This window comes from Streptomyces sp. NBC_00341, assembly GCF_041435055.1.
In the GTDB taxonomy this organism is placed as follows: domain Bacteria; phylum Actinomycetota; class Actinomycetes; order Streptomycetales; family Streptomycetaceae; genus Streptomyces.
In genome coordinates this window covers 1674839-1697574 of sequence record NZ_CP108002.1, presented here as the reverse complement: position 1 = coordinate 1697574, position 22736 = coordinate 1674839, and the positions used below count along the sequence as shown (strand labels likewise).

Below are 22736 nucleotides of genomic sequence, written 5' to 3'. Positions count from 1 at the left end.
ATGGCTACGGACATGACGCGTCTCAAGGAAGCCGGGCTGCCGGTCACAGACCTCGGCCCGGTCGTCGCAGGGGAACGCCACCCGCTGCTGTTCGCGACGGTCTCCGGGGCGCATCTGTACGGGTTCCCCTCCAAGGACTCGGATGTGGACCTGCGGGGGGTCCACCTCCTGCCCGCGGCCGATCTCCTCGGCCTGCGCGAGCCCGAGGAGACCCGATCGAGGATGTGGGACCAGGACGGCGTGGAGATGGATCTGGTCACCCACGACCTGCGGAAGTTCGTCCGGCTGATGCTGAAGCCGAACGGCTACGTACTGGAGCAGCTGCTCTCCCCGCTGGTCGCGCACACCAGCGCGGCGCACGCGGAGCTGGTGGCTCTCGCCCCGGCCGTCCTCACCCGTAACCACGCGCACCACTACCGCGGATTCGCCAACACCCAGTGGCGGCTCTTCGAGAAGACCGGTGAGCTCAAACCGCTGCTCTACACCTTCCGGGCGCTGCTCACCGGCATCCATCTGATGCGCAGCGCCGAGGTGCTGGCCCATCTGACTGGTGGTGCGGGCGCGGTTCGACGCGGCGTCAGCCGGCTGAACCGTCCCCGGCCAGTGCCGACGCCCGCCGGGTGCGGATCAGGAAGTCCTCGATCCGCGCCCGGTCCGGCTCGGCCGGCAGCGGGGAGTCGGCGGCCGCCGCGTCGTTCTCCTCGGCCAGCCTGTTCATGCGCCGCTCCACCTCCGGCCACGGCACCTCGCCCCGCCTGACCGCGAGCAGTCCGTCGCGGGCCGCGCCCACGTCGATCGTGAGTTCGCCCGTACGCAGCAGGTCCCGGCCGCTCGTCAGCAGCCGCAGCAGGTGCATGGCGTGCTTCCAGCGCGGCTCCCCGTGCTGGCGTACGTCCGCTTCCAGCTTCCTGCGCTGGCCCATCGCGTATCGGACGAAGGTTCCGTGCGCCCGCCGGGAGAGAAACGCGCCGCGCAGCGAGAGGAGCTCCCGGCCGGTCGCGTCGGCGTGTTCGACCAGCGGTGAGTGCAGGCACTCCAGCACGTTGGGGTTGGCCCGCAGCGCCAGTTCGCAGAAGCGTTCCAGCTCCCAGGAGAACTGTTCGTCGGCCGGCCCCTCGACATGGGCCGGCGGCTTCTCGAACCGCCAGAACAACGGGGTCGGTGCGAGGAAGACCCCCCGCAGGTCGGTGTCGCTGCCGTCCGTGGCCAGTCCGAAGGCGCGTGAGCCCATCACACAGGAGTAGACGGTGTGGTCGCGCACCAGCGCCTCGTCGGACGGACTGATCATGCGGGGAGGGTACGCGAGAGCCCGGGACGGCCGCTCCGGGACCCGGCGCCACCGACGCGTCTCACGGACAGGGCGGCCCGGCGCGGGACCCCACCGGCCCTCTACGCTGAAACAGCCGGAACACACAGGCGGCGCACGCAGAGCACGAAGCGGTACGGACAAGCGAGGAGCACGACGTGGCGGTACGAGCGGTCCGGGGAGCCGTCCAGCTGGAGCGGGACGAGGCCGGGCACATGGGCGAGCAGGTCGGCGCTCTCCTGACAGCCGTCCTGGAGCGCAACAGCCTCGTCCCGGACGACCTGATCAGCATCTGGTTCACGGCCACCACCGACCTGCACAGCGACTTTCCGGCCGCCGCCGCGCGCGGGATCGGTATCGTCGACGTACCGCTGATCTGCGCCCAGGAGCTGGACATCGAGGGGTCGATGCCCCGGGTGGTCCGGATCCTCGCCCACATCGAGACCTATCTCCCCAAGTCCGAGATCGCTCACGTCTACCTCGGCGCCACCGCCGCCCTGCGCAAGGACATCGCCCAGTGAGAAACGCCGTTGTCATCGGAACAGGCCTCGTCGGCACCTCCGCGGCCCTCGCCCTCGCCGGACGGGGCATCACGGTGTACCTCGTCGACCACGACCCGGAGTCGGCCCGGACGGCGGCCGCGCTCGGCGCGGGCATCGACGAGGCCCCCGAGGGCCCGGTCGACCTGGCGATCGTCGCCGTGCCGCCAGCCCACACCGCGTCCGTGCTCGCCACCGCCATGCGCGAGGGCGTCGCCCGCGGCTACCTCGACGTGGCCAGCGTCAAGGGCGGCCCGCGCCGCGAGCTGGAGGCACTCGGCGTCGACCTCGCCCCGTACATCGGCACGCACCCGATGGCCGGCAAGGAGCGCTCCGGTCCGCTCGCCGGCACCGCGGACCTCTTCGAGGGCCGCCCCTGGGTCCTCACACCGACCCGAGACACCGACACCGAGGTCCTCAACCTCGCCCTGGAGCTGGTCGCGCTCTGCCGGGCCGTGCCGGTCGTCATGGACGCCGACGCCCACGACCGGGCCGTCGCGCTCGTCTCCCACACCCCGCAGCTGATCTCCTCGATGGTCGCCGCCCGGCTGGAGGAGGCCGACGAGACCGCGGTACGCCTCTGCGGGCAGGGCATCAGGGACGTCACCAGGATCGCCGCGTCCGATCCCCGGATGTGGGTGGACATCCTCTCCGCCAACCCCGGACCGGTCGCCGACGTCCTCGCCGGGGTCGCCGCCGACCTGGACGAGACCGTCACCGCACTGCGCGGGCTGCAGTCCGCCGACGAGGACAAACGCCGCGCGGGCACCGAGGGCATCCAGGACGTGCTGCGCCGGGGCAACGCCGGCCGGGTCAGGGTGCCCGGCAAGCACGGGGCGGCCCCCGCCTCGTACGAGGTCGTGGCCGTCCTGATCAGCGACCGGCCGGGCGAGCTGGCCGGGATCTTCGCGGACGCGGGCCGGGCCGGGGTCAACGTCGAGGACGTGCGCATCGAGCACGCCACCGGCCAGCAGGCGGGCCTCGTGCAGCTCATGGTCGAGCCGAGCGCCGCCCCCGGCCTCAGCGCGGCACTGCGCGAGCGCGGCTGGTCGATCCGCCAGTAGCCCAAGGGCCGGGAGGCGGTTGTCCACAGGGGTGGTCGGGCCCGCGCCGACACTCGGTAACCTTGTGCGGGGCGGGTTCGCGCGTCCCGTCCCGCCCACCCCGTGTACCAGGAAGGTGTCCACCACCGTGGAAACCGTAAGCGCCGCCGCCCGGACCGCCCCGGCCGCAGTGATCGTCGCCATCGACGGGCCCTCCGGCACCGGCAAGTCCAGCACGTCCAAGGCCGTCGCCGCCCAGCTCGGCCTGAGCTATCTGGACACCGGTGCCCAGTACCGGGCGATCACCTGGTGGATGCTGAACAACGGCATCGACGTGCACGACGCGCTGGAGGTGGCCACCGCGGCCGCCAAGCCCGTCATCGTCTCCGGCACCGACCCCGCCGGCCCCACGATCACCGTCGACGGCGAGGACGCCTCCGGCCCGATCCGCACCCAGGAGGTCACCTCCAAGGTCAGCGCCGTCAGCGCCGTCCCCGAGGTGCGCACCCTGATCACCGAGCTGCAGCGCACCATCGCCAGGGACGCGGAGAAGGGCATCGTGGTCGAGGGCCGGGACATCGGCACGACCGTGCTGCCCGACGCCGACATCAAGATCTTCCTGACCGCTTCGCCAGAGGCGCGCGCCGCCCGCCGCAGTGGAGAGGTGCAGGGCTCCGATCTGGCCGCCACGAAGGAGGCGCTGATCAAGCGGGACGCCGCCGACTCCGGCCGCAAGACGTCTCCGCTCGCCAAGGCGGCCGACGCCGTGGAGGTGGACACCACCGAGCTGACCCTCAAGCAGGTCATCGAGTGCGTCGTCACCCTCGTCGGGGAGAAGCAGGCGGCGAAGTGAGCCCAGCCGCGGGCGCGCCCACGCTGCGCGGAGCGGCGGTCGGGCGCTCCATCGGGATCGGGCTGATGTACGGGCTGTTCAGGCCCCGTGTGCTCGGCGCGTGGCGGGTGCCAGCCTCGGGACCCGTCATACTCGCGGTGAACCATTCGCACAACGTCGACGGTCCGATGCTGATGGGCACCGCGCCCAGGCCCGTCCACTTCCTGATCAAGAAAGAGGCGTTCGTCGGCCCCCTGGACCCGTTCCTGCGCGGAATCGGTCAGCTGAAGGTGGACCGTACGACCGCCGACCGCACCGCCATCACCCACGCCCTCGGCGTGCTGGGGGACGGCGGGGTGCTCGGGATCTTCCCCGAGGGCACCCGGGGCGAGGGAGACTTCGCCTCGCTGCGCGCCGGGCTCGCGTACTTCGCGGTACGCAGCGGGGCGCCGATCGTGCCCGTGGCCGTACTGGGAAGCACGGAGCGCCGCGGACGGTTGATATCAGCACTGCCGCCGCTGCGCAGCCGCGTCGATGTCGTCTTCGGCGAGGCGTTTGACGCGCAAGAGGGCGTGCGAAGCTCGTATACGGGTGGCGGTGGGCGACGGGTGGGCGGCAGCGGGCGGCGCACGCGCAAGGCGCTCGACGAGGCGACCGTGCGGATCCAGGGCCGGCTGACCGGCCACCTGGAGCAGGCCAGACGCCTCACCGGGCGCACTGGGTAAGACTTGAGTAGTGGACCGCGTGCTGCGTGGTCCATCGATGATGATGCAAAGAGGAACGGACTTCATGAACGACCAGATTCACTCCGGCGGCTCGGACCACGAGCACGGAGCGCTTGGCGATGCCGAGTACGCGGAGTTCATGGAGCTCGCCGCGCAGGAGGGGTTCGACCCGGAGGACGTCGAGGGCGCGATCGGTGAGGCCGGTCACGGACCGCTTCCCGTGCTCGCCGTCGTCGGCCGCCCCAACGTCGGCAAGTCGACGCTGGTGAACCGGATCATCGGCCGCCGTGAGGCCGTCGTCCAGGACAAGCCCGGCGTCACCCGTGACCGCGTCAGCTACGAGGCCGAATGGGCGGGCCGCCGCTTCAAGGTCGTCGACACCGGCGGCTGGGAGCAGGACGTGCTGGGGCTCGACGCCTCCGTCGCCGCCCAGGCCGAGTACGCCATCGAGACGGCCGACGCGGTCGTCTTCGTGGTCGACTCCACCGTCGGCGCCACCGACACCGACGAGGCCGTCGTCAAGCTGCTGCGCCGGGCCAAGAAGCCCGTCGTGCTCTGCGCCAACAAGGTCGACGGGCAGAGCGGCGAAGCGGACGCCACCGCGCTCTGGTCGCTCGGGCTCGGGCAGCCGCACCCGGTCTCCTCGCTGCACGGCCGGGGCACCGGCGACATGCTGGACGCCGTCCTGGACGCGCTCCCCGAGGCCCCGGCCCAGTCGTTCGGCACCGCGGTCGGCGGACCGCGCCGCATCGCGCTGATCGGCCGCCCGAACGTCGGCAAGTCCTCGCTGCTGAACAAGGTGGCCAACGAGGACCGGGTCGTCGTCAACGAGCTGGCCGGCACCACCCGTGACCCGGTCGACGAGCTGATCACGCTCGGCGGCATCACCTGGAAGTTCATCGACACGGCCGGTATCCGGCGCCGGGTCCACCTCCAGGAGGGCGCGGACTACTACGCCTCGCTGCGTACCGCCGCCGCCGTGGAGAAGGCCGAGGTCGCAGTGATCCTGATCGACTCCAGCGAGTCGATCAGCGTCCAGGACCAGCGCATCGTGACCATGGCCGTCGAGGCCGGGCGTGCGATCGTCGTGGCCTTCAACAAGTGGGACACCCTCGACGAGGAGCGCCGCTACTACCTGGAGCGCGAGATCGAGACGGAGCTCGCGCAGGTCGCGTGGGCCCCGCGGGTCAACGTCTCGGCGCTCACCGGCCGCCACATGGAGAAGCTGGTCCCGGCGATCGAGACCGCGCTGGACGGCTGGGAGACCCGCGTTCCGACGGGCCGGCTGAACGCGTTCCTCGGCGAGATCGTCGCCTCGCACCCGCACCCGATCCGCGGCGGCAAGCAGCCCCGTATCCTCTTCGGCACCCAGGCGGGCACCAAGCCGCCGCGCTTCGTGCTCTTCGCCTCGGGCTTCCTGGAGCACGGCTACCGGCGCTTCGTCGAGCGCCGGCTGCGCGAGGAGTTCGGCTTCGAGGGCACCCCGATCCACATCTCGGTGCGGGTCCGCGAGAAGCGCGGCCGCAACAAGTAGCCGACGGACGGGCGGCACGGCCCCGGCGCGGGAGCGCCCCGGCCGCGCCGCTGAGCCCCCGGACACGACTGAGCCCCGTACCACTCGCAGAACGAGTGGTACGGGGCTCAGTCGTACGCTCAGGCTCCCCGGGAGCCCGGTGGCAGCGCGGCCTGTACCCGCCCCGCGTGCCGTCCCACGCGCTGCCAGGAGCCCAGGCTCCCGGTGTGCGTACCGGGGCTGCCGCTGCCGTGCCCGGCGGCCGAGCCCGTGCCACCGGACGCGCCGCCCGCGCCGCCATGGCCCGAGTGGCCGCTCAGCGGGGCGCGGGAGCCGAAGAACCCGCTGCCGAAACTCGGGAGCCCCATGCTCTCCTCCCCGGTCCGGTCACCCGGCAACGCCCTGAACGACCGGCGGTACTCGGAGTACAGCGCGTCGTAGATCGGGGTGCGGGACGGGCCACCCGATGGGTCCTGCGCGGGACGCATGGCAGGGATCGGGCTCGGACGCTGGTGGGAGGGGTCGTATGAGTGCACGTATGTGCCAACGACCCCGCCGCCCGTGAGATGCGGGCGCGCCGGAGAAATAGCTGTTCGCCCGGGGGCCCCGGAGTGCCCGGACACGGTCAGGTACCGGCCAGCGGCATCGCCGCGGCGACCAGGACGCCGCCCGCCGAGGCCTTCTCCAGGGCGTCGCGCAGCAGGTCCTCGCGGGGCTGCTGGCCGATCGAGCCGGCCGGGGCCGCGTAGACGAGCACGGTCTGCGACTTGTTGGCCGCGGTCCGCCAGCCCTCGGTCACCTGGAGCGGCGCGTGCGCCTGCCACCAGGCCACCGGTGAGCCACCGCCGGTGCCCGGCTGGAGCACCGCGTGCAGCTGACCCATGGCGAGCAGGATCGACCAGCCGTGCAGTACCTCGGGGACCTGATCCATCCGCTGGACCGGGTGGAATCCCTGCTCCAGCAGCAGTTGCAGGAACTCGTCGCCGCCGCTGCCGTCCGTGCCGGGCCGGGCGATCGCCCCGGTCGGTTCGACGACCAGGGCCGGGTGGAGTTCGTCGTCGATCAGGACGAGGCCGCTGGTGATCCCCAGCACGGCCTGCTCGGGGTTCGGCCCGCCCTGGACGTCCTGCTCGCTCCCGGTGATGCTGCGCACGGCGCCCTGCAGCTGTTCCTCGGCCACCTGGACGACCTGGGAGGGGATGCAGGTCGCGTGGGCGAAGGCGAGGACCGCGGTCTCGTCACCGACGAACAGCACCGTGCTGGTGCGTTCCTGCTCGGAGTCGCCGGGGGTGCGGCAGGAGGTGCAGTCGTAACTGCCGGGGGCGTTGTCGCCGACGAGCAGCCGGTCGGCTTCGGCGTCGCCGATCTCGGCGCGTACGTCCTCGCTGACGTCGAGCATGCGCGGCACGGGTGGCTCCTCGAACTCGGTACGTGCGCCGGGCGGTTCCCGGCTCATGAAGAAGACAACGGGTGAGCCGCTGCCGGGGTCACGCGAGAATGCGAACGGAATCGAACCGGGGAGCCGACCGGTCGGTGATACGCCGACAAGTCGGGAAATCGTGGCGCTCGATCGTGGCCCTGCCCCGGACCGGACGGCGCCGGGCGCCCACGGGAACCCCGCCCGTGCCGCCCCGTCGTACCGGTGCCCGGAGCGGGTGCTCCGGCGTCGGAAAGCGGGGTGATTCGGGCCGTCGGCTATACGGCCGGAACCACGCGGCCGGACCCGGTGCGATGGTGTGGATATTGTGAGCATGAGATAAGGGTGCGATAAGGAAGGATGAATTCCTGATGGGTCTCTCGCTTACGGGAGGATATTCGGGAGGGAAATCAACGGCGTCCGGCGAAGGAAATCCAGCCCGTTTCGCAGGCCTCTTCGCCGATCGTTTTCCGGCCTGTGTGATTACTGTGCGTCCGGTTCCGAATCGCGCGATCGGGTGACGGAGCAAGGCGGGAACGGGTGTGGTGATCCTGTGACACAAGCGTGACCGGTGAGGGACGTGAGGATGCCGTGCGACCGGTGGCGCCCCGGCTTCCGCCGCCGTCCCGGGCCGCCTACGGTGGGAGGTATGGCACCCATACCGACCCCTTCCGCCCAGCCCGACGACACACCCGGCGCATATGTCGGTCTCGGCGCCGAGACCGCGGAGCGCAGGGCCCGGGAGCGAGGCTGGACCACGGTCAGAGCTCTGCCGCCGGGCACCGTCATCACCATGGAGTTCCTGGGCGGCCGCATCAACTTCGAGGTCGACGGCGGCGTCGTGAAGCGCTGCTGGGTGGGCTGAGCTCCCCGTAATCGAGCTCCCCGTACAGCCCCCTGCGGCCCGGTGCGGGGCCGTACCCGCCGCACACATGGGTGAAGGCCCCGACCGGAGTCGGGGCCTTCACCCATGCGGGGAGTGCGTCTGCGCGTCCCGGTCAGCCGCCCGCCACCGGCCGGGCCGGGGCCGTGCCGCCGCGCGGTGTGCGGTCCGCGTGCGGGGGGCGGCGGCTGCCCGCCGGGGTGACCGGGGTGCGTTCCGAGCGGGCCGGGTGGCCCTGGTGCGCGGGGGGCGTGGTGTGGGCGCGCGGGCGGCTGCCGGTGGCCGTCGTGACCACCGCCACCGCCGCCGGATGGCTGCCCGTGGCGACGGGCGGGCGGACCTGGCCCTGTGTCGCCTCCACCGCCGCAGCCGCCGGCTGTCCGGCCGGAACCGGCTGGCGGTCGCCCGCCGCGACGGGCGGGGCCGGTACGAGCCTGCTGCGGGCGCTGAGCCGCTCCCGGGCCGCGAAGATCCAGTCCTCCGCCCGGGTGATCATCGGCTCGCACCACGGCAGGCCGAGCAGGATCAGCAGCCCCGCCGCCCAGCCGAGCACCACGTCGCTGAGCCAGTGCGTACCGAGGTAGACGGTCGTCAGGCCGACCCCGAGCGACACGACCGCGGACATCGCGGAGAGATAGCGCCTGGCCCGCGGGGTGGCGGCCAGATAGGCGAGGATGCCCCAGGTCACGACCGCGTTGGCGGTGTGCCCGGACGGAAATATATCGCCGCCGGCGAAGAGCTCGGCCGATCCGATCTGGGTCGCGTAGTGCGGGCCGAGCCGGCCGAGGCCGTACTTGACCGCTCCCACCGTCACGTTGAGCAGCAGCAGTGAGGCGCCCAGCGTCAGCAGGGGGCGCAGGGTGTGCTGCCGCCAGGAGCGCCACCCGAGCCAGCAGGCGACCATGACGGCGGTGGGGCCACGCTGACCGAGTACGACGTAGTAGTCGAGGAAGGCATGGATCTGGGGCCACTGCTGGTAGGGCCGGAAGAGCATGACCTTCCAGTCCAGGGTCACCAGCCAGGACGACATGAGCACGGCAATGACGATGGCGAGATAGAACGCCAACGTCCCGCCGAAGAGAGCGATGCGGTGACGGCTCATCCGCGGTGTCTCTATCTTCGGCGGTTCCGGCTCCCGGTCCAGGCGGGCAAAGATGTCGGTACGCACCCAATCGACGTTACAGCGAGTGAGTGGGTGACCTGGTCGATCCGGCTGCTTTGTGATGACGATGTGATGTGGACTATGTCTCAGTGCGGTCGTTTTTTCTGACCCTCCGGAGAATCCTGGATTCCTTCCGTTCTATTACTTCGGTACTCGCGCCGGAGAGGTTTTTGGATATTGACGTAAAAGCGCACGGGATATCGAAGTGCATGTACCGGGAGCCCCGGAGGGGTGGAACGGACGGTATCGATCCGGTTACTCGACGCCTTCATCCGCCGTTCGGCAAGCGCTCCGCACCGCTCCCGGGGCCCGTCCCGCGCACCGCCGGACAGCCGGTCCGCGCAGGTCGGGAGGGGTCTCCAGGCAGGTCGACGAGGCCGCGGGCAATGGCGTACACCACAGTCGGAGGCCGTTGGCGGTATGAGATGGGCCACGTGTAGCCCTCCCGAACTCGCGTACGCTGACGCATCACTCGCCCGTCGATGCCGGGCCCGGAGGGACAGCGGACGCTGAATCCCCAGGGGGCCTGCCGAGCGCGAGGGACCTTCTGGGAGGTAGATGCATGTCCGGGACGACCACAGCCCGAGCCCGCCTGCGCGCAGCCGCCGACGGTGCCAACCGATGGGTCGTCCTGGTCGTCCTCTGCCTCAGTCTGCTGCTCGTGGCGCTCGACGCGACGGTGCTGCATGTCGCCGTCCCGGCCGTCACCGAGGACCTGCGGCCCAGCGCCGTCGGCCTGCTCTGGATCGTGGACGCGTATCCGCTGGTCTGCGCCTCGCTGCTGATCCTCTTCGGCACCCTCGGTGACCGGGTCGGGCGGCGGCGCGTCCTCCTGCTCGGCTACGCCCTCTTCGGGGTCGCCTCCGCCGTCGCCGCGATGGCCGACAGCGCGGGTGTGCTGATCGCGGCGCGGGCCCTGCTCGGCGTCGGCGGCGCGATGATCATGCCGGCCACCCTGTCGATCCTCCGGCAGGTCTTTCCCGACCGGCGCGAACGGGCCGTGGCGATCGGAGTGTGGTCCGCGGTCGCCGCGGTCGGCGCCGCCACCGGACCGGTCATCGGCGGCTTCCTCGTCGAGCACTTCTGGTGGGGATCGGTCTTCCTGATCAACATCCCGCTGATGGCGCTGCTCCTCCCGGTCGGCCGACTGCTGCTCCCGGAGTCCAGGGGCAGCGACGACGGCCCCTGGGACGTACTCGGCGCGCTGATGGCCGCGGCCGGCGTGCTCGGAGTGGTGCTGGGCGTCAAGCGGGCGGGTACCGGCGAGGGTGTCCTCGGACCGGCGACGCTGGCGCCCCTGCTGATCGGGGCCGCGCTGCTCGTCGCGTTCGTCCGCCGTCAGAAGCGGCGCACGCACCCGCTGATCGACATGGGCATGTTCGCCAGGCCGGCCTTCTCCACCGCGGTGGGCTGCATCGTCCTCGCCATGCTGGCCCTGGTCGGCCTGGAGCTGATCGCCGTCCAGTACCTCCAGCTCGTCCTGGGGCTCAGCCCGCTGGAGACCGGCCTGCGGCTGCTGCCGCTCACCTTCGCCGCGATGGCGGCGGGCGCCACCGGTTCGTACACCCTGCGCCGGGTCGGGCCCCGCCGGATGGTCGGCCTTGGCTTCGTACTGACCGCCGTCGCGGTGCTGATGCTGACCGTGATGGGGCAGCACGACCGGCCCGGCCTGCTCACGGTGTCCTTCGTCGTGCTCGGCTTCGGCCTCCAGTCCACGCTCTTCGGCGCGTACGAGTCGATGCTCAGCGAGGCCCCCGCGGACCGCGCCGGCGGGGCGGCCGCGATCGGTGAGACCTCGTACCAGCTGGGCGCGGGCATGGGGATCGCGCTGCTCGGCAGCGTCATGAACGCCGCGTACACCCCGGGCCTCGCGCGGCTCCCCGAAGCGGGCGTCCCCGCCTCCGCCGGTGCCGCCGCCTCCCACTCGCTCGGTGAGGCCTATCAGGTGGCCGCGCGACTGGGAGGACCGCTCGGCGGGGTGCTGCGGTCCACGGCCCGGCACGCCTTCATCCACGGGCTGCACGTCACGCTCCTGGTCAGCGCCGCCCTGCTGCTGCTCGGGGCGCTCGCCGCGCTCCGGCTGCCCCGGGTGATGGAGTGCCCGCCGCCGCTGTGCGAGCCGGATGATTCCCCGGACGGCCGCCGGGCCGCCGAGGTGCCGGAGGCCGGGGATTCCCGCGGTCACCGGGGCCACGAAGCGCCGGCGGCGGACCGGCCGGGGGCCCTGCTCCCGCTGCCGGGCGCGCGGCGGGCAGCGGAGGCGACCGGCTCTGGACGCACGGCACGCTGAGCCGTAACGTCGGCACGACGCCCGTAACTAACACTGCTAGTTTCCGGTGCCGGGCCGTAACGTCGGCACGACGCCGTATCCCACTCTGCTGGTTTCCGGCGTCCCGTACCGACCTCTCCGTACCGTTGCGAGCCGCCGGAGGCGCATCCTCATGTCCACCGCTCCGTCCTCGAAGCTCCCGCCCTTCGACCCCCGCGACCCCATCGGCATCGACGACCTCCTGAGCCCCGAGGACCTCGCGATCCGCGACACCGTCCGGGCCTGGGCCGCCGACCGCGTCCTGCCGCACATCGCGCAGTGGTACGAGGACGGCGAACTGCCCGGCATCCGCGAGCTGGCCCGCGAACTCGGCTCGCTCGGCGCCCTCGGCATGTCCCTGCAGGGCTACGGCTGCGCGGGCGCCACCGCCGTGCAGTACGGGCTGGCCTGCCTGGAGCTCGAAGCGGCCGACTCCGGCATCCGCTCACTCGTCTCCGTACAGGGCTCCCTCGCCATGTACGCGATCCACCGCTTCGGCTCCGAGGAGCAGAAGCAGCGGTGGCTGCCGGGCATGGCGGCAGGCGAGATCATCGGCTGCTTCGGCCTGACCGAGCCGGACCACGGCTCGGACCCGGCCGGCATGCGCACGTACGCCAAGCGCGACGGCGAGGACTGGGTGCTCAGCGGCCGCAAGATGTGGATCACCAACGGCTCGGTCGCCGGGGTCGCCGTCGTCTGGGCGCAGACCGACGACGGCTCCGCCGGCACCGGCATCCGCGGATTCGTCGTGCCCACCGACGCGCCCGGCTTCTCCGCACCCGAGATCAGGCACAAGTGGTCCCTGCGCGCCTCGGTCACCAGCGAGCTGATCCTCGACGAGGTACGGCTGCCCGCCGACGCGGTGCTGCCCGGAGCCACCGGCCTGCGCGGGCCGCTCAGCTGCCTCAGCCACGCCCGCTACGGAATCGTCTGGGGAGCCATGGGTGCCGCACGGGCCAGCTTCGAGGCGGCCGTCGACTACGCCCGGACCCGGGAGCAGTTCGGCAAGCCGATCGGCGGCTTCCAGCTCACCCAGGCCAAGCTCGCGGACATGGCCGTCGAGCTCCACAAGGGCATCCTGCTCGCCCACCACCTGGGCCGCCGGATGGACGCGGGCAGGCTCCGCCCGGAACAGGTCAGCTTCGGCAAGCTGAACAACGTGCGGGAGGCCATCGAGATCTGCCGCACCTCACGCACGATCCTCGGCGCCAACGGGATCTCGCTGGAGTACCCGGTGATGCGGCACGCGACCAATCTGGAATCGGTGCTCACCTACGAGGGAACCGTGGAGATGCACCAGCTGGTGCTGGGCAAGGCGCTCACCGGCCTGGACGCGTTCCGGTAGTCCGGAACAACGGCCCGGCCGATTCGGTGAGCGCCTCGTCAGCTCTGGTTGAAGAAGCCGTCGGCCGGCCGGCCGGCGGCTTCGCCGTTGACGACCTGGGTGTCGGCGGGGGTCAGCAGGAAGACCCGGGTGGCGACGCGGTCGATGGACCCGCGCAGCCCGAAGATCAGCCCTGCGGCGAAATCCACCACGCGCTTGGCGTCGGCGGAGTCCATGGAGGTGAGGTTCATGATCACCGGGACGCCGTCCCGGAAGAGCTCACCGATGCTCCGGGCGTCCCGGAAGCTGTCCGGGGTCACGGTGGCGATCCGGCGGCCCGTCTCCTCGGCCGCCTCGGACACCACCCGCACCCGCGGATCGGTCACCCAGGCCTGTCCGGTCCCGGTCCGTGCACCCTCGGAGTACTCGTCGTCGTCGTAGTACCGCTCGTCGTTGTCCTCTACGAGGCCCAGCCAGGCACTCGCCTTGCGCACCGATCCCATGGACGCCTCCTCTCACCGCGGTTCCTTGGCGTTCCGCATCTCTTTCGTATCCCTATGGTCGTCCATGATGCGGATCGTGCGCCAAGGGGATAGGCGGCGCGCAGGCCATTCGTGACGGTACTGGTGCAGAGGATGTGGCGATTCGTCAAGGTTCCTCCTGCTTAAGGGCCCTGAAGAAAGAAAATATGATGCTCCGGGCCGTACGGGTGACATGGGGGACGTACGGGTGAACGGGGCGCTCGGTACGATGCACGGCGCGCCCTCGCCCGAGCGCGGCGCACAGCTGAACGACACCCGGGGGATCGTCGTGTTCGGAATAGTCAGGCCCTGCGTCCACCGACTGTCGGACGGGCTCAGGGCCGAGTGGATGGCCCATCTCTGCGGGCTCTGTCTGGCACTTCGGTCCGATCACGGACAGTTCGCTCGGATCGTCACGAACTATGACGGCCTGATCGTCTCGGTCCTGACGGAGGCTCAGACCGAACGCACCCCCGCACAGCGCCGCACGGCGGGCCCCTGCCCGCTGCGCGCCATGCGGACCGCCCCGGTCGCGCGGGGCGAGGGGGCCAGGCTGGCGGCCGCCGTCTCGCTGGTGCTGGCGTCGGCCAAGGTGCGCGACCACGTCGCGGACCGGGACGGGCTGTTGAAGCGGCGCCCGGTGGCGGCGGCGGCGCGCAGGGTGGCGGCGGGCTGGGACCGCGCCGGCGCGCGGACCGGCGCACAGCTCGGCTTCGACACGGCGTTGCTCGTCGACGCCGTCGACCGGCAGACCGGCATCGAGCTGCTCGCGGGCCCCGGCACCCCGCTGCTGACGGTCACGGAGCCCACCGAGACGGCCACCGCGGCGGCCTTCGCGCACACCGCCGTACTCGCGGGCAAGCCGGGGAACGCCGAGCCGCTGGCCGAGGCCGGGCGCCTCTTCGGGCGCCTCGCACATCTGCTGGATGCCGTGGAGGACCAGGAAGCTGACGCCGCGTCGGGTGCCTGGAACCCGCTCACCGCGACCGGCACCTCGCGCGCCGAGGCCCGCCGGCTGTGCGACGACGCGCTGCGCGGCGTACGGCTGGCGCTGCGCGACGCGGAGTTCACCGACGGCAAGCTGGCCCACGTGCTGCTGGCGCACGAACTGCGGCGCTCGGTGGACCGGGCCTTCGCCACGGACGTCTGTTCCCATCGGTCGGGCGGCCTGCTGACCGCGGGACCCGCCGGCCCGGACGGAGCCGGCCGCCCGTCAGCCGATCACCCGTCAGGAACCCTTCACACGGCGTCGTTCGGACCGCCGCCGGGCAACCCGTACGCGCCCTCCGGCCCCGGCGCACCCTTCGGCCCGCCGCAGCCGCCGCCGGAGCCGCCGCGCGACCGCCGTGGGCTCGTCGTGGGGTGCCTGGTGTGGGCCGGGCTCGCCTGCACCTGCCAGATGTGCTGCGGCACCTTCGACGATCCGTGGACCCGGCAGCGCCGCGAGGGGCTGTGCAACGACTGCGATTGCGGTGACTGCTGCGACGGCTGCGACTGCTGCAGCAACTGCGGCGACTGCTGTGACGGGTGCGACTGCTGCGACTGCGGGTGTGACTGCAGCTGCTGATGCGGCGTCACCCGCCATCTGTGTCACGTCCGTGACGCCGCGTCACGCGGAGTCCCGGCGTCAGCTGATCTCGGGCGGCGAGATCTGCGAGGTCTCGATCGCCGACTCGTCGATGCCCCACTTCTTCAGGATCCGGTCGTAGGTGCCGTCCGCCTTGAGGGCGCTGACCGCGGCCTGGAACGCGGGCGCCAGCGGAGTGCCCTTCTTGAACGCGAAGCCGACGTCGAGACGCGCGAACTCGTTGAGGAAGCGGACACCCTCCTGCTGCTTCACCGCGTACCGAAGCCCGTTGATGGTCGACATCACGATGTCGGTCCGCCCCTGCTGGAGCGAGCTCCAGACCGCGGCCAGGTCCGAGTACGTCTTCACGTCGTACGGCTTCTTGCCGGCGTCGGCGCACCGGTGCTTGTTCTCCTCCAGCGTCACCTCGAACGTGGTGCCCGCGGCGGTGCCCACCGTCAGACCGCAGAGCTGGGTCAGATCGGTGACCTTGGCCAGCTTGCTGTCGTCGCGGACCGCGAAGCCCTGGCCGTCGTTGAGGTAGGTGACGAAGTCGATCGTCTTCCGGCGCTCGTCGGTGACCCCGAAGTTTCCGGTGCCCACGTCGTACTTCCCGCTGCCGAGCGCGGGCAGGATCGCCTCGAACGCGGCGACCTCCCGCTTCGGCTTCAGGCCGAGCACCCTGGCGACGGCGTCCGCGAAGTCGATGTCGGTGCCGGCCAGGGTCTTGCCGTCGGCCAGATAGGTGGCTCCGGGCGGGGTTCCGACGCTGGAGGCGACGTTCAGGGTCCCGGAGGAGCGGACGGCGGCCGGCAGCAGGTCGGCCGCGGCCTTGTTCCGCTTCACCCCCGACACGACGTCGGCCGTGGGGATCGCGTGCTCCGCGGCCGGACCGGCCGCGCCGGCGGGGGCGGTCGCCGGATCGCCGGAACCGCACGCGGTGAGAGCCAGCATGGCCGCGGTGATCAGCGCGAAGGCAGCGGTGTGCCGGGTACGGGGCATCAGGGAAGGTCTCCAGTTTTCGGCGGCCGAGGACGGATGCGGGTGTCGTGACCGGCAGGCTCTGCCGGTCACCGCACCGGGGCAGCACGAGGCAGTCCGCGGCCGGGACGGAGGAAGACGTGCCGCGGCGTCGCGGGGCACGGTGTGGTGACGAGGGGAGGGTGGAGCGCTGTCGCGTGCACGAGGGCACACAGAGGGAAAGGCTCAGGCGCCGCTCACGGCGCGAGAAGGGCGGGAACGCAGCGGGGTCAGCTCAACAGGAACAGGACCACACGCGACCGAAGTCGATGTGGGAGCGCTTGACCAGCCATTTCTGCGAATGCATGGCCCAAGTGGAACAGGCATCCGGTAGTCCGTCAACTGGCCCTGTGTGTACGGCTCACAGTGTGGACAGGCTTGACATCCCGTTGTGAACAGCGCTTACCTCGGAGGCGGATCGCGCTGAGGGGCCCGGTCCGTATCGTTGCGCGAGCTGTCGCGTTCCCGGCTGCTGTGTTTCCAGCTGTCGTGTTTCCGTGCCGAGGGCACGCCCCGTGTTCGATCACCGCATCCACGGAGCCCTCGCATGTCCGCACAGACAGACACCCTCCCGCCGGCCCGCCCGGCCCCACCGCTCAAGGACGACGCCGCCGACCGGCTGCGCATCGTCCCGGCCCGCCGGACCGGTCAGTGGACCGCCGCCGTCGCCGTACTCGTCCTGCTGGCCCTCGCGCTGAACTCGGTCATCCGCAACGACGCCTTCCAGTGGGACGTCGTGGGCGACTACTTCCTGACCACCGCCGTGCTGCGCGGTCTCTGGCTCACCCTCTGGCTCACCGCGCTCGTCATGGTGCTCGGCTTCGCGCTCGGCACCCTGCTCGCCGTCCTGAGGCTCTCCGCCAACCGCGTTCTCCAGGCCGTCGGCTGGGGATACGTCTGGCTCTTCAGGTCCACCCCGATCCTGGTCCAGCTGCTGTTCTGGTTCAACATCGGCGCCCTCTACCCGGAGATCCTCGGCGTCCGCACGGTGAACCTCCTCGGCCCCGTCACCGTCGCCGTCATCGGACTGACGCTCCACGAGGCCGCCTACGCGGCGGAGGTCGTACGCGGCGGCATCCTCTCGGTGGAACGCGGACAGCTGGAGGCCGCCCAGTCGCTGGGCCTCGGTCCGTGGCGGCGGCTGCGCCGGATCGTGCTGCCCCAGGCGATGCGCTCCATCGTGCCGCCCGCCGGGAACATGCTGATCGGCACGCTCAAGGGCACCTCGATCGTCAGCATCATCGCCGTGCAGGACCTGCTGTACTCCGTCCAGCTCGTCTACCACCGCACCTACCAGGTCATCCCGCTGCTGCTGGTCGCCACCCTCTGGTACGTCGTGGTGACCTCGGTGCTCAGCGTCGGCCAGCACTACGTCGAACGGCACTACGCCCGCGGCTCGGCGGACCCCCGGTGAACGGCCGCCCCTCGCTGGTCGTCATAGGCGCCGGACCGCGCGGCACCGGCCTGATCGAGCGCCTCGCAGCCAACGCCCCGGAGCTGTACGGGCACCGGCCGCTGGACCTGCACCTCGTCGACCCGTACCCGCCCGGCGCCGGGCGGATCTGGCGCCACGACCAGTCGCCGCTGCTGTGGATGAACTCCATGGCCGAGGACGTCACCATGTTCACCGACGAGACCGTCCGCCAGGACGGGCCCATAAGACCGGGGCCGGCGCTGGACGCCTGGGCGGTGGACGTGCGCGAGGGCCGGATCCAGCCATCCGACGACGCGGCCGAGCCCGGACTCCGCGCCGAGATCGAGGCGCTGCGGGGGCAGGACTTCCCGAGCCGGCGGCTCCAGGGCGCCTATCTGCGCTGGGTGTACGAGCAGTCCGTGGCGGCCCTCCCGCCCTCGGTCACCGTCCACGAACACCGGGACCGGGCGCTGGACGTCACCGGTCCGCCCGACGGACCCCAGCGCGTCCGGCTGGAGGGCCGCGCCGAACCGCTGCTCGCGGACCTGGTGGTCCTGACCATCGGCCACCTGGACGCCGAACCGGACGCCGGACAGCAGGCCCTCTCCGCCTTCGCCGGCCGGCACGGCCTCGTCCATCTGCCGCCCGACTTCACCGCCGACAGCGACCTCACCGCTCTGCCCGCGGGCGAACCCGTCATCGTCCGGGGCTTCGGACTCGCCTTCATCGACCTCATGGTGCTGCTCACGGAGGGCCGCGGCGGACGGTACGAGAACGGCGCCTACCTGCCGTCGGGCCGGGAGCCCGTCCTGTACGTCGGATCGCGGCGCGGCGTCCCGTACCGCTCCAAGATCGGATACGGCTGGCAGGGCGAACGGCCACCGCTGCCCCGGTTCCTCGGCCCCGAGCGCACCGAGGAGCTGCTCGGCCGGACGGAGCCGCCCGACTTCCACCGCGATATCTGGCCACATATCGACAAAGAGCTCGGGTTCGCCCACTACCACCGGCTCTTCACCGCCCACGCCGAACGCACCACCTCGGACCGGACCGCCTTCGAGGAGAAGTACGCGGTCGCGGAGCCGGGCAGCGACGACCTGCGGGCCCTGATCGCCGCCGCCGTCCCCGACCCGGCCGACCGGCTCGACATCCAGGCACTCGACCGCCCGCTGGACGGCGTACGGCACCCCTCGTACGACGCCCTCCAGGAGGCGACCCGCGACCACATCGCCGCCGACCTCGACCGCCGGCACGACCCCGGGCACAGCGAGGACCTCGCGGTCTTCCTCGGACTGCTCTCCGCCTACGGCCAGCTGATCCGGTTCGGCGACATCGGGGACTGGTGGCACGGCTTCTTCAGCTACCTCGCCTCCGGTCCGCCCGGCCCCCGGCTGCGGCAGCTGCTGGCGCTCTCCCGGGCCGGCGTCGTCCGCTTCCTCGGCGCCGGGATCACCGTCGAGACCGACGAACGGCACGGCGTCTTCCGGGCCGGCAGCGCCACCGTGCCCGGCGAACGGATCGAGGCCCGCGCGCTCGTCGAGGCCCGGCTGCCCGACCCCGCGCCGGAACGCACCCGCTCCACCCTGCTGCGCACCCTGCACCGGGACGGGGCCGCCGCCACCGCCACCGGACTGCTCGCCGTCGACCCCGACGACGGCCGGATCCTGGACCGCGAAGGCCTCCCGCACCCGCGCCGCTTCGCACTCGGCCCGCACACCGCCGCCCGCACCAGCGGCGCGTTCACCCGGCCGCGCACCGGCGGCCCGGCCTTCCGGCAGAACGACGCCACCGCGCGCGCCGCCCTCACCCTCCTGCGCGAACTCACCGGCAGCGACGGCTGAACCGTTGACCGACCGGCCCGCGCACCTCCGCCACGAACCGCCAGAGGAACCCATGACGACGACCAGCCGCCCACCGAAGACCGAACCGGCCGCCGACCGCGACCGGGGACAGGCCGAGGCCATGGTGGAGATCCGGGGCGTACACAAGAGCTTCGGCGCCCTGCACGTGCTCCGCGGAATCGACCTGTCCGTGCGCCCCGGCGAGGTGACCGTGATCCTCGGCCCCTCCGGCTCCGGGAAGTCCACCCTGCTGCGCACCGTCAACCACCTGGAGAAGGCGGACCGCGGCTCGATCACCGTGGACGGCGACTACGTCGGCTACCGCCGCAAGGGCGACAAGCTGTACGAACTCCCCGAGCGCGAGGTGCTGCGCCGCCGCACCCGGATCGGCTTCGTCTTCCAGAACTTCCACCTCTTCCCGCACCTCACGGTCCTGGAGAACATCACGGAGGCCCCGGTCGCCGCGCTCGGCCGCCCCAAGGAGCGGGCCGCCGCCACCGCGCACGAACTCCTGGACCGGGTCGGCCTGGCCGACAAGGCGCACGCCTACCCCCGGCAGCTCTCCGGCGGCCAGCAGCAGCGCGTCGCCATCGCCCGCGCGCTCGCCCTGGAACCGAAGCTGCTGCTCTTCGACGAACCCACCTCCGCGCTCGACCCCGAACTGGTCGGTGAGGTCCTCGACGTCATCAAGGACCTGGCGGACCGGGGCACCACGATGATCGTCGTCACCCACGAGATCGGGTTCGCGCGCGAGGCCGCCGACACCGTGGTCTTCATGGACGAGGGACGCATCGTCGAACAGGGCCCGCCCGCCGAGGTGCTCGACCGCCCCCGGCACGAGCGCACCCGCGCCTTCCTCTCCAAGGTCCTGTGACCCGGGATCCGGCCGGTGGAGCGTCGGCCGGCTCCGGAACCTGACCCGAACCGTGCCGAAAGGGCCCGTACATGCCTCCGATCCGCCCCCTCCACCTCGCCGCCGAAATCGGTGGTCCACCCCGTTACGAGCCGGAGCACTACACCGCCCTGGCCCGGCTCGCGGAGCAGGGCGCCCTCGACTTCGTCACCCTCGGCGACTCGTTCGCCCGGCCGGGACCCGACGCCCTCGCCGTGCTGTCCCGGGTGGCGCCGGCCACCCGCCGGATCGGGCTCGTGCCGACGGTCACCACCACCCACACCGAGCCGTTCCACGTGTCGTCCGCCGTGGCCACCCTGGACTGGGTGAGCCGGGGCCGGGCGGGCTGGCAGGCGGACGTGTCGACGACCGGCGCGGAGGCCCGGCTGTTCGGCCGCCGCCCGGCCGCACCCGCCGCCGAACTCTGGCGCGAGGCCGGCGAGGTGGCGGACGTGGGCGCGCGGCTCTGGGACAGCTGGGAGGACGACGCCGAGATCAGGGACACCGCCACCGGGCGGTTCGTCGACCGGGACAAGCTGCACTACGTCGACTTCGAGGGCGCCACGTTCCGTGTCCGCGGACCGGCCATCGTGCCGAGGCCCCCGCAGGGCCGCCCGGTCGTCGTCATCGACGGCACGGCGGAACCGGCCAGACAGACCGCGGCGCGCCACGCCGACGTCGTCCTCGTCCGGGCCACCACGCCCGAGCGGACCGCCAGGATCCGCGACGACGTGCGCCGCCGCGCCGAGGCCCACGGCCGCCACCCCGACACCCTCCGGGTGCTCGCCGCGCTCACCGTGGACCTCGGGGACGCCGAATCCGCCCCGGAACCCGGGCTGGCGAGCGGTCCGCCGCTCGCCGCGCACGGTACGTACTACCGGGGCGGCCCGGTGGACCTCGCCGATCTGATCGGCCGGTGGCACCGCGCCGGGGCGGTGGACGGCTTCCACCTCACCCCGATCACGCCCGGCCGCGATCTCGAACGGATCGTCAACGGCACGGTTGCCCTGCTCCAGCACCGCAGCCTCTTCCGCACCTTCCACCCCGGCGGAACCCTCCGCGAGCACCTGGGCCTGGCCCGCCCGGCCAACCGGTACGCCCGGGACCACGTCCTTCGAGGAGAACGGGCATGACGACCGCACCGAAACAGCTGCACCTCGCCGCACACTTCCCGGGGGTGAACAACACCACCGTCTGGGCGGACCCCCGCTCCGGCAGCCAGATCGACTTCTCCTCCTTCGAACATCTGGCGCGCACGGCGGAACGCGGCCTGTTCGACTTCTTCTTCCTCGCCGAGGGCCTGCGGCTGCGCGAGCACAACGGGCTGATCCACGACCTGGACGTGGTCGGCCGCCCCGAGTCCCTCACCGTGCTGAACGCGCTGGCCGCCGTCACGGACCGGCTCGGCCTCGCCGCCACCGTCAACGCCACCTTCAACGAGCCCTTCGAGCTGGCCCGCAGGCTCGCCACCCTCGACCACCTCAGCGAAGGCCGGGCCGGGTGGAACGTCGTCACCTCGTCCGACGCCTTCACCGGGGAGAACTTCCGCCGGGGCGGCTACCTGGACCGGGCCGCGAGATACACCCGGGCCGCCGAGTTCGTCGCCACCGCCCGCGAGCTGTGGGACTCCTGGACCCCGGACGGCACCCCGCGCCCCTTCGCCCACCACGGCGAGCACTTCTCCGTCGAGGGCGAGTTCACCCTGCCGCGCTGCCCGCAGGGCCATCCTGTGGTCATCCAGGCCGGTGACTCCGCCGAGGGCCGCGAGTTCGCCGCCTCCGCCGCCGACGTCATCTTCACCCGGCACGGCACCCTGGAGGCGGGCCGCGCCTTCTACGTGGACGTCAAGGGACGGCTGGCGAAGTACGGCCGGGAGCCCGACGAGCTGAAGATCATGCCCGGCGTCGGCTTCGTGCTCGGGGACACCGACGCCGAAGCGCGGGAGAAGGCCGCCGCACTCCGTCTCCAGCAGGTCTCGCCGCAGAACGCGATGCTCGCCCTGGAGCAGGTCTGGGGCCGGGACCTCTCCTCCTACGACCCGGACGGGCCGCTCCCCGAGGCCGATCCGGTCCCCGATTCGGAGCTGGTCCAGGGCCGGGTGCGCCTCGGTGACCCGCTCGCCGTCGCGGCCCGCTGGCGCGCCCTGTCCCGGCAGAAGGGGCTCTCCATCCGGCAGACGGTCATCGAGGCGACCACCCGGCAGTCGTTCGTCGGCAGCCCCGGGACCGTCGCGGCGGAGCTGGCCGAATTCGTCGCCGCCGGAGCGGCCGACGGCTTCATCCTCGTACCGAATCTCACCCCGGGCGGACTCGACGACTTCGTCGACCGGGTCGTCCCGCTCCTCCAGGAACGCGGGGTCTTCCGCTCGGCGTACACCGGTTCCACACTCCGGTCGCACCTCGGGCTCGCGGAGCCCGTATGGAAAGGTTGAG

General features: G+C 72.0%; 20 protein-coding genes and 1 pseudogene. 15 read left to right on the top strand and 6 right to left on the bottom strand.

The genetic code is table 11. The features are described 5' to 3' along the window. Nucleotides 1-759 (top strand): DNA polymerase beta superfamily protein, encoded by a 759-nt coding sequence (locus tag OG892_RS07500; RefSeq protein WP_371628741.1) that lies wholly within the window; start codon nucleotides 1-3, stop codon nucleotides 757-759. Here the strand turns inward: OG892_RS07500 and OG892_RS07495 are convergent. Further along, nucleotides 686-1231: pseudogene (locus OG892_RS07495) on the bottom strand (DNA polymerase beta superfamily protein); the annotation flags it as partial. The gene OG892_RS07500 and the pseudogene OG892_RS07495 sit on opposite strands and share 74 nt — an antisense overlap. 233 nt (nucleotides 1232-1464) lie before the next feature. Here OG892_RS07495 and aroH point away from each other — a divergent pair. The 5 genes from aroH to der all read left to right on the top strand — a co-directional run bounded on the left by aroH (nucleotide 1465) and on the right by der (nucleotide 5979). Beyond that, the gene (gene aroH, locus OG892_RS07490; RefSeq protein ID WP_073739294.1) at nucleotides 1465-1827 is read left to right on the top strand and encodes a chorismate mutase; all 363 of its coding nucleotides are present in this window, start codon (nucleotides 1465-1467) and stop codon (nucleotides 1825-1827) included. After that, entirely contained in the window at nucleotides 1824-2909 is a 1086-nt protein-coding gene (locus tag OG892_RS07485) for a prephenate dehydrogenase (RefSeq protein ID WP_073739295.1), read from the top strand. Before aroH ends, OG892_RS07485 begins: the two co-directional genes overlap by 4 nt. 115 nt (nucleotides 2910-3024) lie before the next feature. After that, nucleotides 3025-3741 (top strand): (d)CMP kinase, encoded by a 717-nt coding sequence (gene cmk, locus OG892_RS07480; RefSeq protein WP_073739296.1) that lies wholly within the window; start codon nucleotides 3025-3027, stop codon nucleotides 3739-3741. Next, the gene (locus OG892_RS07475) at nucleotides 3738-4445 is read left to right on the top strand and encodes a 1-acyl-sn-glycerol-3-phosphate acyltransferase (protein ID WP_073739297.1); all 708 of its coding nucleotides are present in this window, start codon (nucleotides 3738-3740) and stop codon (nucleotides 4443-4445) included. Before cmk ends, OG892_RS07475 begins: the two co-directional genes overlap by 4 nt. A 64-nt stretch (nucleotides 4446-4509) precedes the next feature. Next, the gene (der, locus tag OG892_RS07470; protein WP_073739298.1) at nucleotides 4510-5979 is read left to right on the top strand and encodes a ribosome biogenesis GTPase Der; all 1470 of its coding nucleotides are present in this window, start codon (nucleotides 4510-4512) and stop codon (nucleotides 5977-5979) included. Between the two features lie 119 nt (nucleotides 5980-6098). Here the strand turns inward: der and OG892_RS07465 are convergent, their stop codons facing one another. After that, nucleotides 6099-6446 (bottom strand): hypothetical protein, encoded by a 348-nt coding sequence (locus OG892_RS07465; RefSeq protein WP_073739299.1) that lies wholly within the window; start codon nucleotides 6444-6446, stop codon nucleotides 6099-6101. A gap of 137 nt (nucleotides 6447-6583) precedes the next feature. Continuing rightward, complete coding sequence (locus tag OG892_RS07460) at nucleotides 6584-7366, bottom strand: hypothetical protein (protein WP_371628740.1); 783 nt, start codon at nucleotides 7364-7366, stop codon at nucleotides 6584-6586. Between the two features lie 658 nt (nucleotides 7367-8024). Between OG892_RS07460 and OG892_RS07455 the strand changes: the two genes are divergently transcribed. Next, nucleotides 8025-8240 (top strand): I78 family peptidase inhibitor, encoded by a 216-nt coding sequence (locus OG892_RS07455; RefSeq protein WP_073739301.1) that lies wholly within the window; start codon nucleotides 8025-8027, stop codon nucleotides 8238-8240. 133 nt (nucleotides 8241-8373) lie between these two features. Here OG892_RS07455 and OG892_RS07450 read toward each other — a convergent pair whose 3' ends face one another. Beyond that, entirely contained in the window at nucleotides 8374-9426 is a 1053-nt protein-coding gene (locus OG892_RS07450; protein WP_371628739.1) for a phosphatase PAP2 family protein, read from the bottom strand. A 556-nt stretch (nucleotides 9427-9982) separates the two neighbouring features. On the opposite strand from OG892_RS07450, the gene OG892_RS07445 reads away from it, so the two are divergent. Both OG892_RS07445 and OG892_RS07440 read left to right on the top strand, forming a co-directional pair. After that, entirely contained in the window at nucleotides 9983-11710 is a 1728-nt protein-coding gene (locus tag OG892_RS07445) for an MFS transporter (RefSeq protein WP_371628738.1), read from the top strand. Between the two features lie 151 nt (nucleotides 11711-11861). Next, entirely contained in the window at nucleotides 11862-13073 is a 1212-nt protein-coding gene (locus tag OG892_RS07440) for an acyl-CoA dehydrogenase family protein (protein ID WP_328867577.1), read from the top strand. Between the two features lie 38 nt (nucleotides 13074-13111). On the opposite strand, the gene OG892_RS07435 is transcribed toward OG892_RS07440, so the two are convergent. Continuing rightward, nucleotides 13112-13555, bottom strand: a complete 444-nt coding sequence (locus OG892_RS07435; protein WP_073739305.1) for a cell division protein SepF — start codon at nucleotides 13553-13555, stop codon at nucleotides 13112-13114. 247 nt (nucleotides 13556-13802) lie between these two features. On the opposite strand from OG892_RS07435, the gene OG892_RS07430 reads away from it, so the two are divergent. Beyond that, nucleotides 13803-15140 (top strand): DUF5685 family protein, encoded by a 1338-nt coding sequence (locus OG892_RS07430; protein ID WP_371631592.1) that lies wholly within the window; start codon nucleotides 13803-13805, stop codon nucleotides 15138-15140. A gap of 60 nt (nucleotides 15141-15200) precedes the next feature. On the opposite strand, the gene OG892_RS07425 is transcribed toward OG892_RS07430, so the two are convergent. Further along, the gene (locus tag OG892_RS07425) at nucleotides 15201-16142 is read right to left on the bottom strand and encodes an ABC transporter substrate-binding protein (protein WP_073739306.1); all 942 of its coding nucleotides are present in this window, start codon (nucleotides 16140-16142) and stop codon (nucleotides 15201-15203) included. 565 nt (nucleotides 16143-16707) lie between these two features. On the opposite strand from OG892_RS07425, the gene OG892_RS07420 reads away from it, so the two are divergent. The 5 genes from OG892_RS07420 to OG892_RS07400 all read left to right on the top strand — a co-directional run bounded on the left by OG892_RS07420 (nucleotide 16708) and on the right by OG892_RS07400 (nucleotide 22735). Continuing rightward, complete coding sequence (locus OG892_RS07420; protein WP_073739307.1) at nucleotides 16708-17574, top strand: amino acid ABC transporter permease; 867 nt, start codon at nucleotides 16708-16710, stop codon at nucleotides 17572-17574. Further along, on the top strand, nucleotides 17571-19412 hold the full coding sequence (locus OG892_RS07415) for an FAD/NAD(P)-binding protein (protein ID WP_371628737.1): 1842 nt from the start codon (nucleotides 17571-17573) through the stop codon (nucleotides 19410-19412). The genes OG892_RS07420 and OG892_RS07415 overlap by 4 nt, the downstream gene beginning before the upstream one ends. Nucleotides 19413-19533: 121 nt before the next feature. Beyond that, a complete protein-coding gene (locus OG892_RS07410; RefSeq protein WP_073739375.1) occupies nucleotides 19534-20286 on the top strand; it encodes an amino acid ABC transporter ATP-binding protein in 753 nt (250 codons plus the stop codon). Nucleotides 20287-20357: 71 nt separating this feature from the next. Next, nucleotides 20358-21437 carry an LLM class flavin-dependent oxidoreductase gene (locus OG892_RS07405; RefSeq protein WP_073739309.1) on the top strand — a complete coding sequence of 360 codons (1080 nt, stop codon included), beginning with the start codon at nucleotides 20358-20360 and terminating at the stop codon, nucleotides 21435-21437. Further along, a complete protein-coding gene (locus tag OG892_RS07400) occupies nucleotides 21434-22735 on the top strand; it encodes an NtaA/DmoA family FMN-dependent monooxygenase (protein ID WP_371628736.1) in 1302 nt (433 codons plus the stop codon). The genes OG892_RS07405 and OG892_RS07400 overlap by 4 nt, the downstream gene beginning before the upstream one ends. The last annotated feature ends 1 nt before the right edge of the window (nucleotide 22736 follow it).

Bases quoted from the DNA above. Each gene is read 5' to 3' on its own strand.
- OG892_RS07500 (WP_371628741.1), top strand. From the start codon at position 1: ATGGCTACGGACATGACGCGTCTCAAGGAAGCCGGGCTGCCGGTCACA.
- der (WP_073739298.1), top strand. From the start codon at position 4,510: ATGAACGACCAGATTCACTCCGGCGGCTCGGACCACGAGCACGGAGCG.
- OG892_RS07465 (WP_073739299.1), bottom strand. From the start codon at position 6,446: ATGCGTCCCGCGCAGGACCCATCGGGTGGCCCGTCCCGCACCCCGATC.
- OG892_RS07455 (WP_073739301.1), top strand. From the start codon at position 8,025: ATGGCACCCATACCGACCCCTTCCGCCCAGCCCGACGACACACCCGGC.
- OG892_RS07445 (WP_371628738.1), top strand. From the start codon at position 9,983: ATGTCCGGGACGACCACAGCCCGAGCCCGCCTGCGCGCAGCCGCCGAC.
- OG892_RS07440 (WP_328867577.1), top strand. From the start codon at position 11,862: ATGTCCACCGCTCCGTCCTCGAAGCTCCCGCCCTTCGACCCCCGCGAC.
- OG892_RS07435 (WP_073739305.1), bottom strand. From the start codon at position 13,555: ATGGGATCGGTGCGCAAGGCGAGTGCCTGGCTGGGCCTCGTAGAGGAC.
- OG892_RS07430 (WP_371631592.1), top strand. From the start codon at position 13,803: ATGCACGGCGCGCCCTCGCCCGAGCGCGGCGCACAGCTGAACGACACC.
- OG892_RS07425 (WP_073739306.1), bottom strand. From the start codon at position 16,142: ATGCCCCGTACCCGGCACACCGCTGCCTTCGCGCTGATCACCGCGGCC.
- OG892_RS07420 (WP_073739307.1), top strand. From the start codon at position 16,708: ATGTCCGCACAGACAGACACCCTCCCGCCGGCCCGCCCGGCCCCACCG.
- OG892_RS07410 (WP_073739375.1), top strand. From the start codon at position 19,534: ATGGTGGAGATCCGGGGCGTACACAAGAGCTTCGGCGCCCTGCACGTG.
- OG892_RS07405 (WP_073739309.1), top strand. From the start codon at position 20,358: ATGCCTCCGATCCGCCCCCTCCACCTCGCCGCCGAAATCGGTGGTCCA.
- OG892_RS07400 (WP_371628736.1), top strand. From the start codon at position 21,434: ATGACGACCGCACCGAAACAGCTGCACCTCGCCGCACACTTCCCGGGG.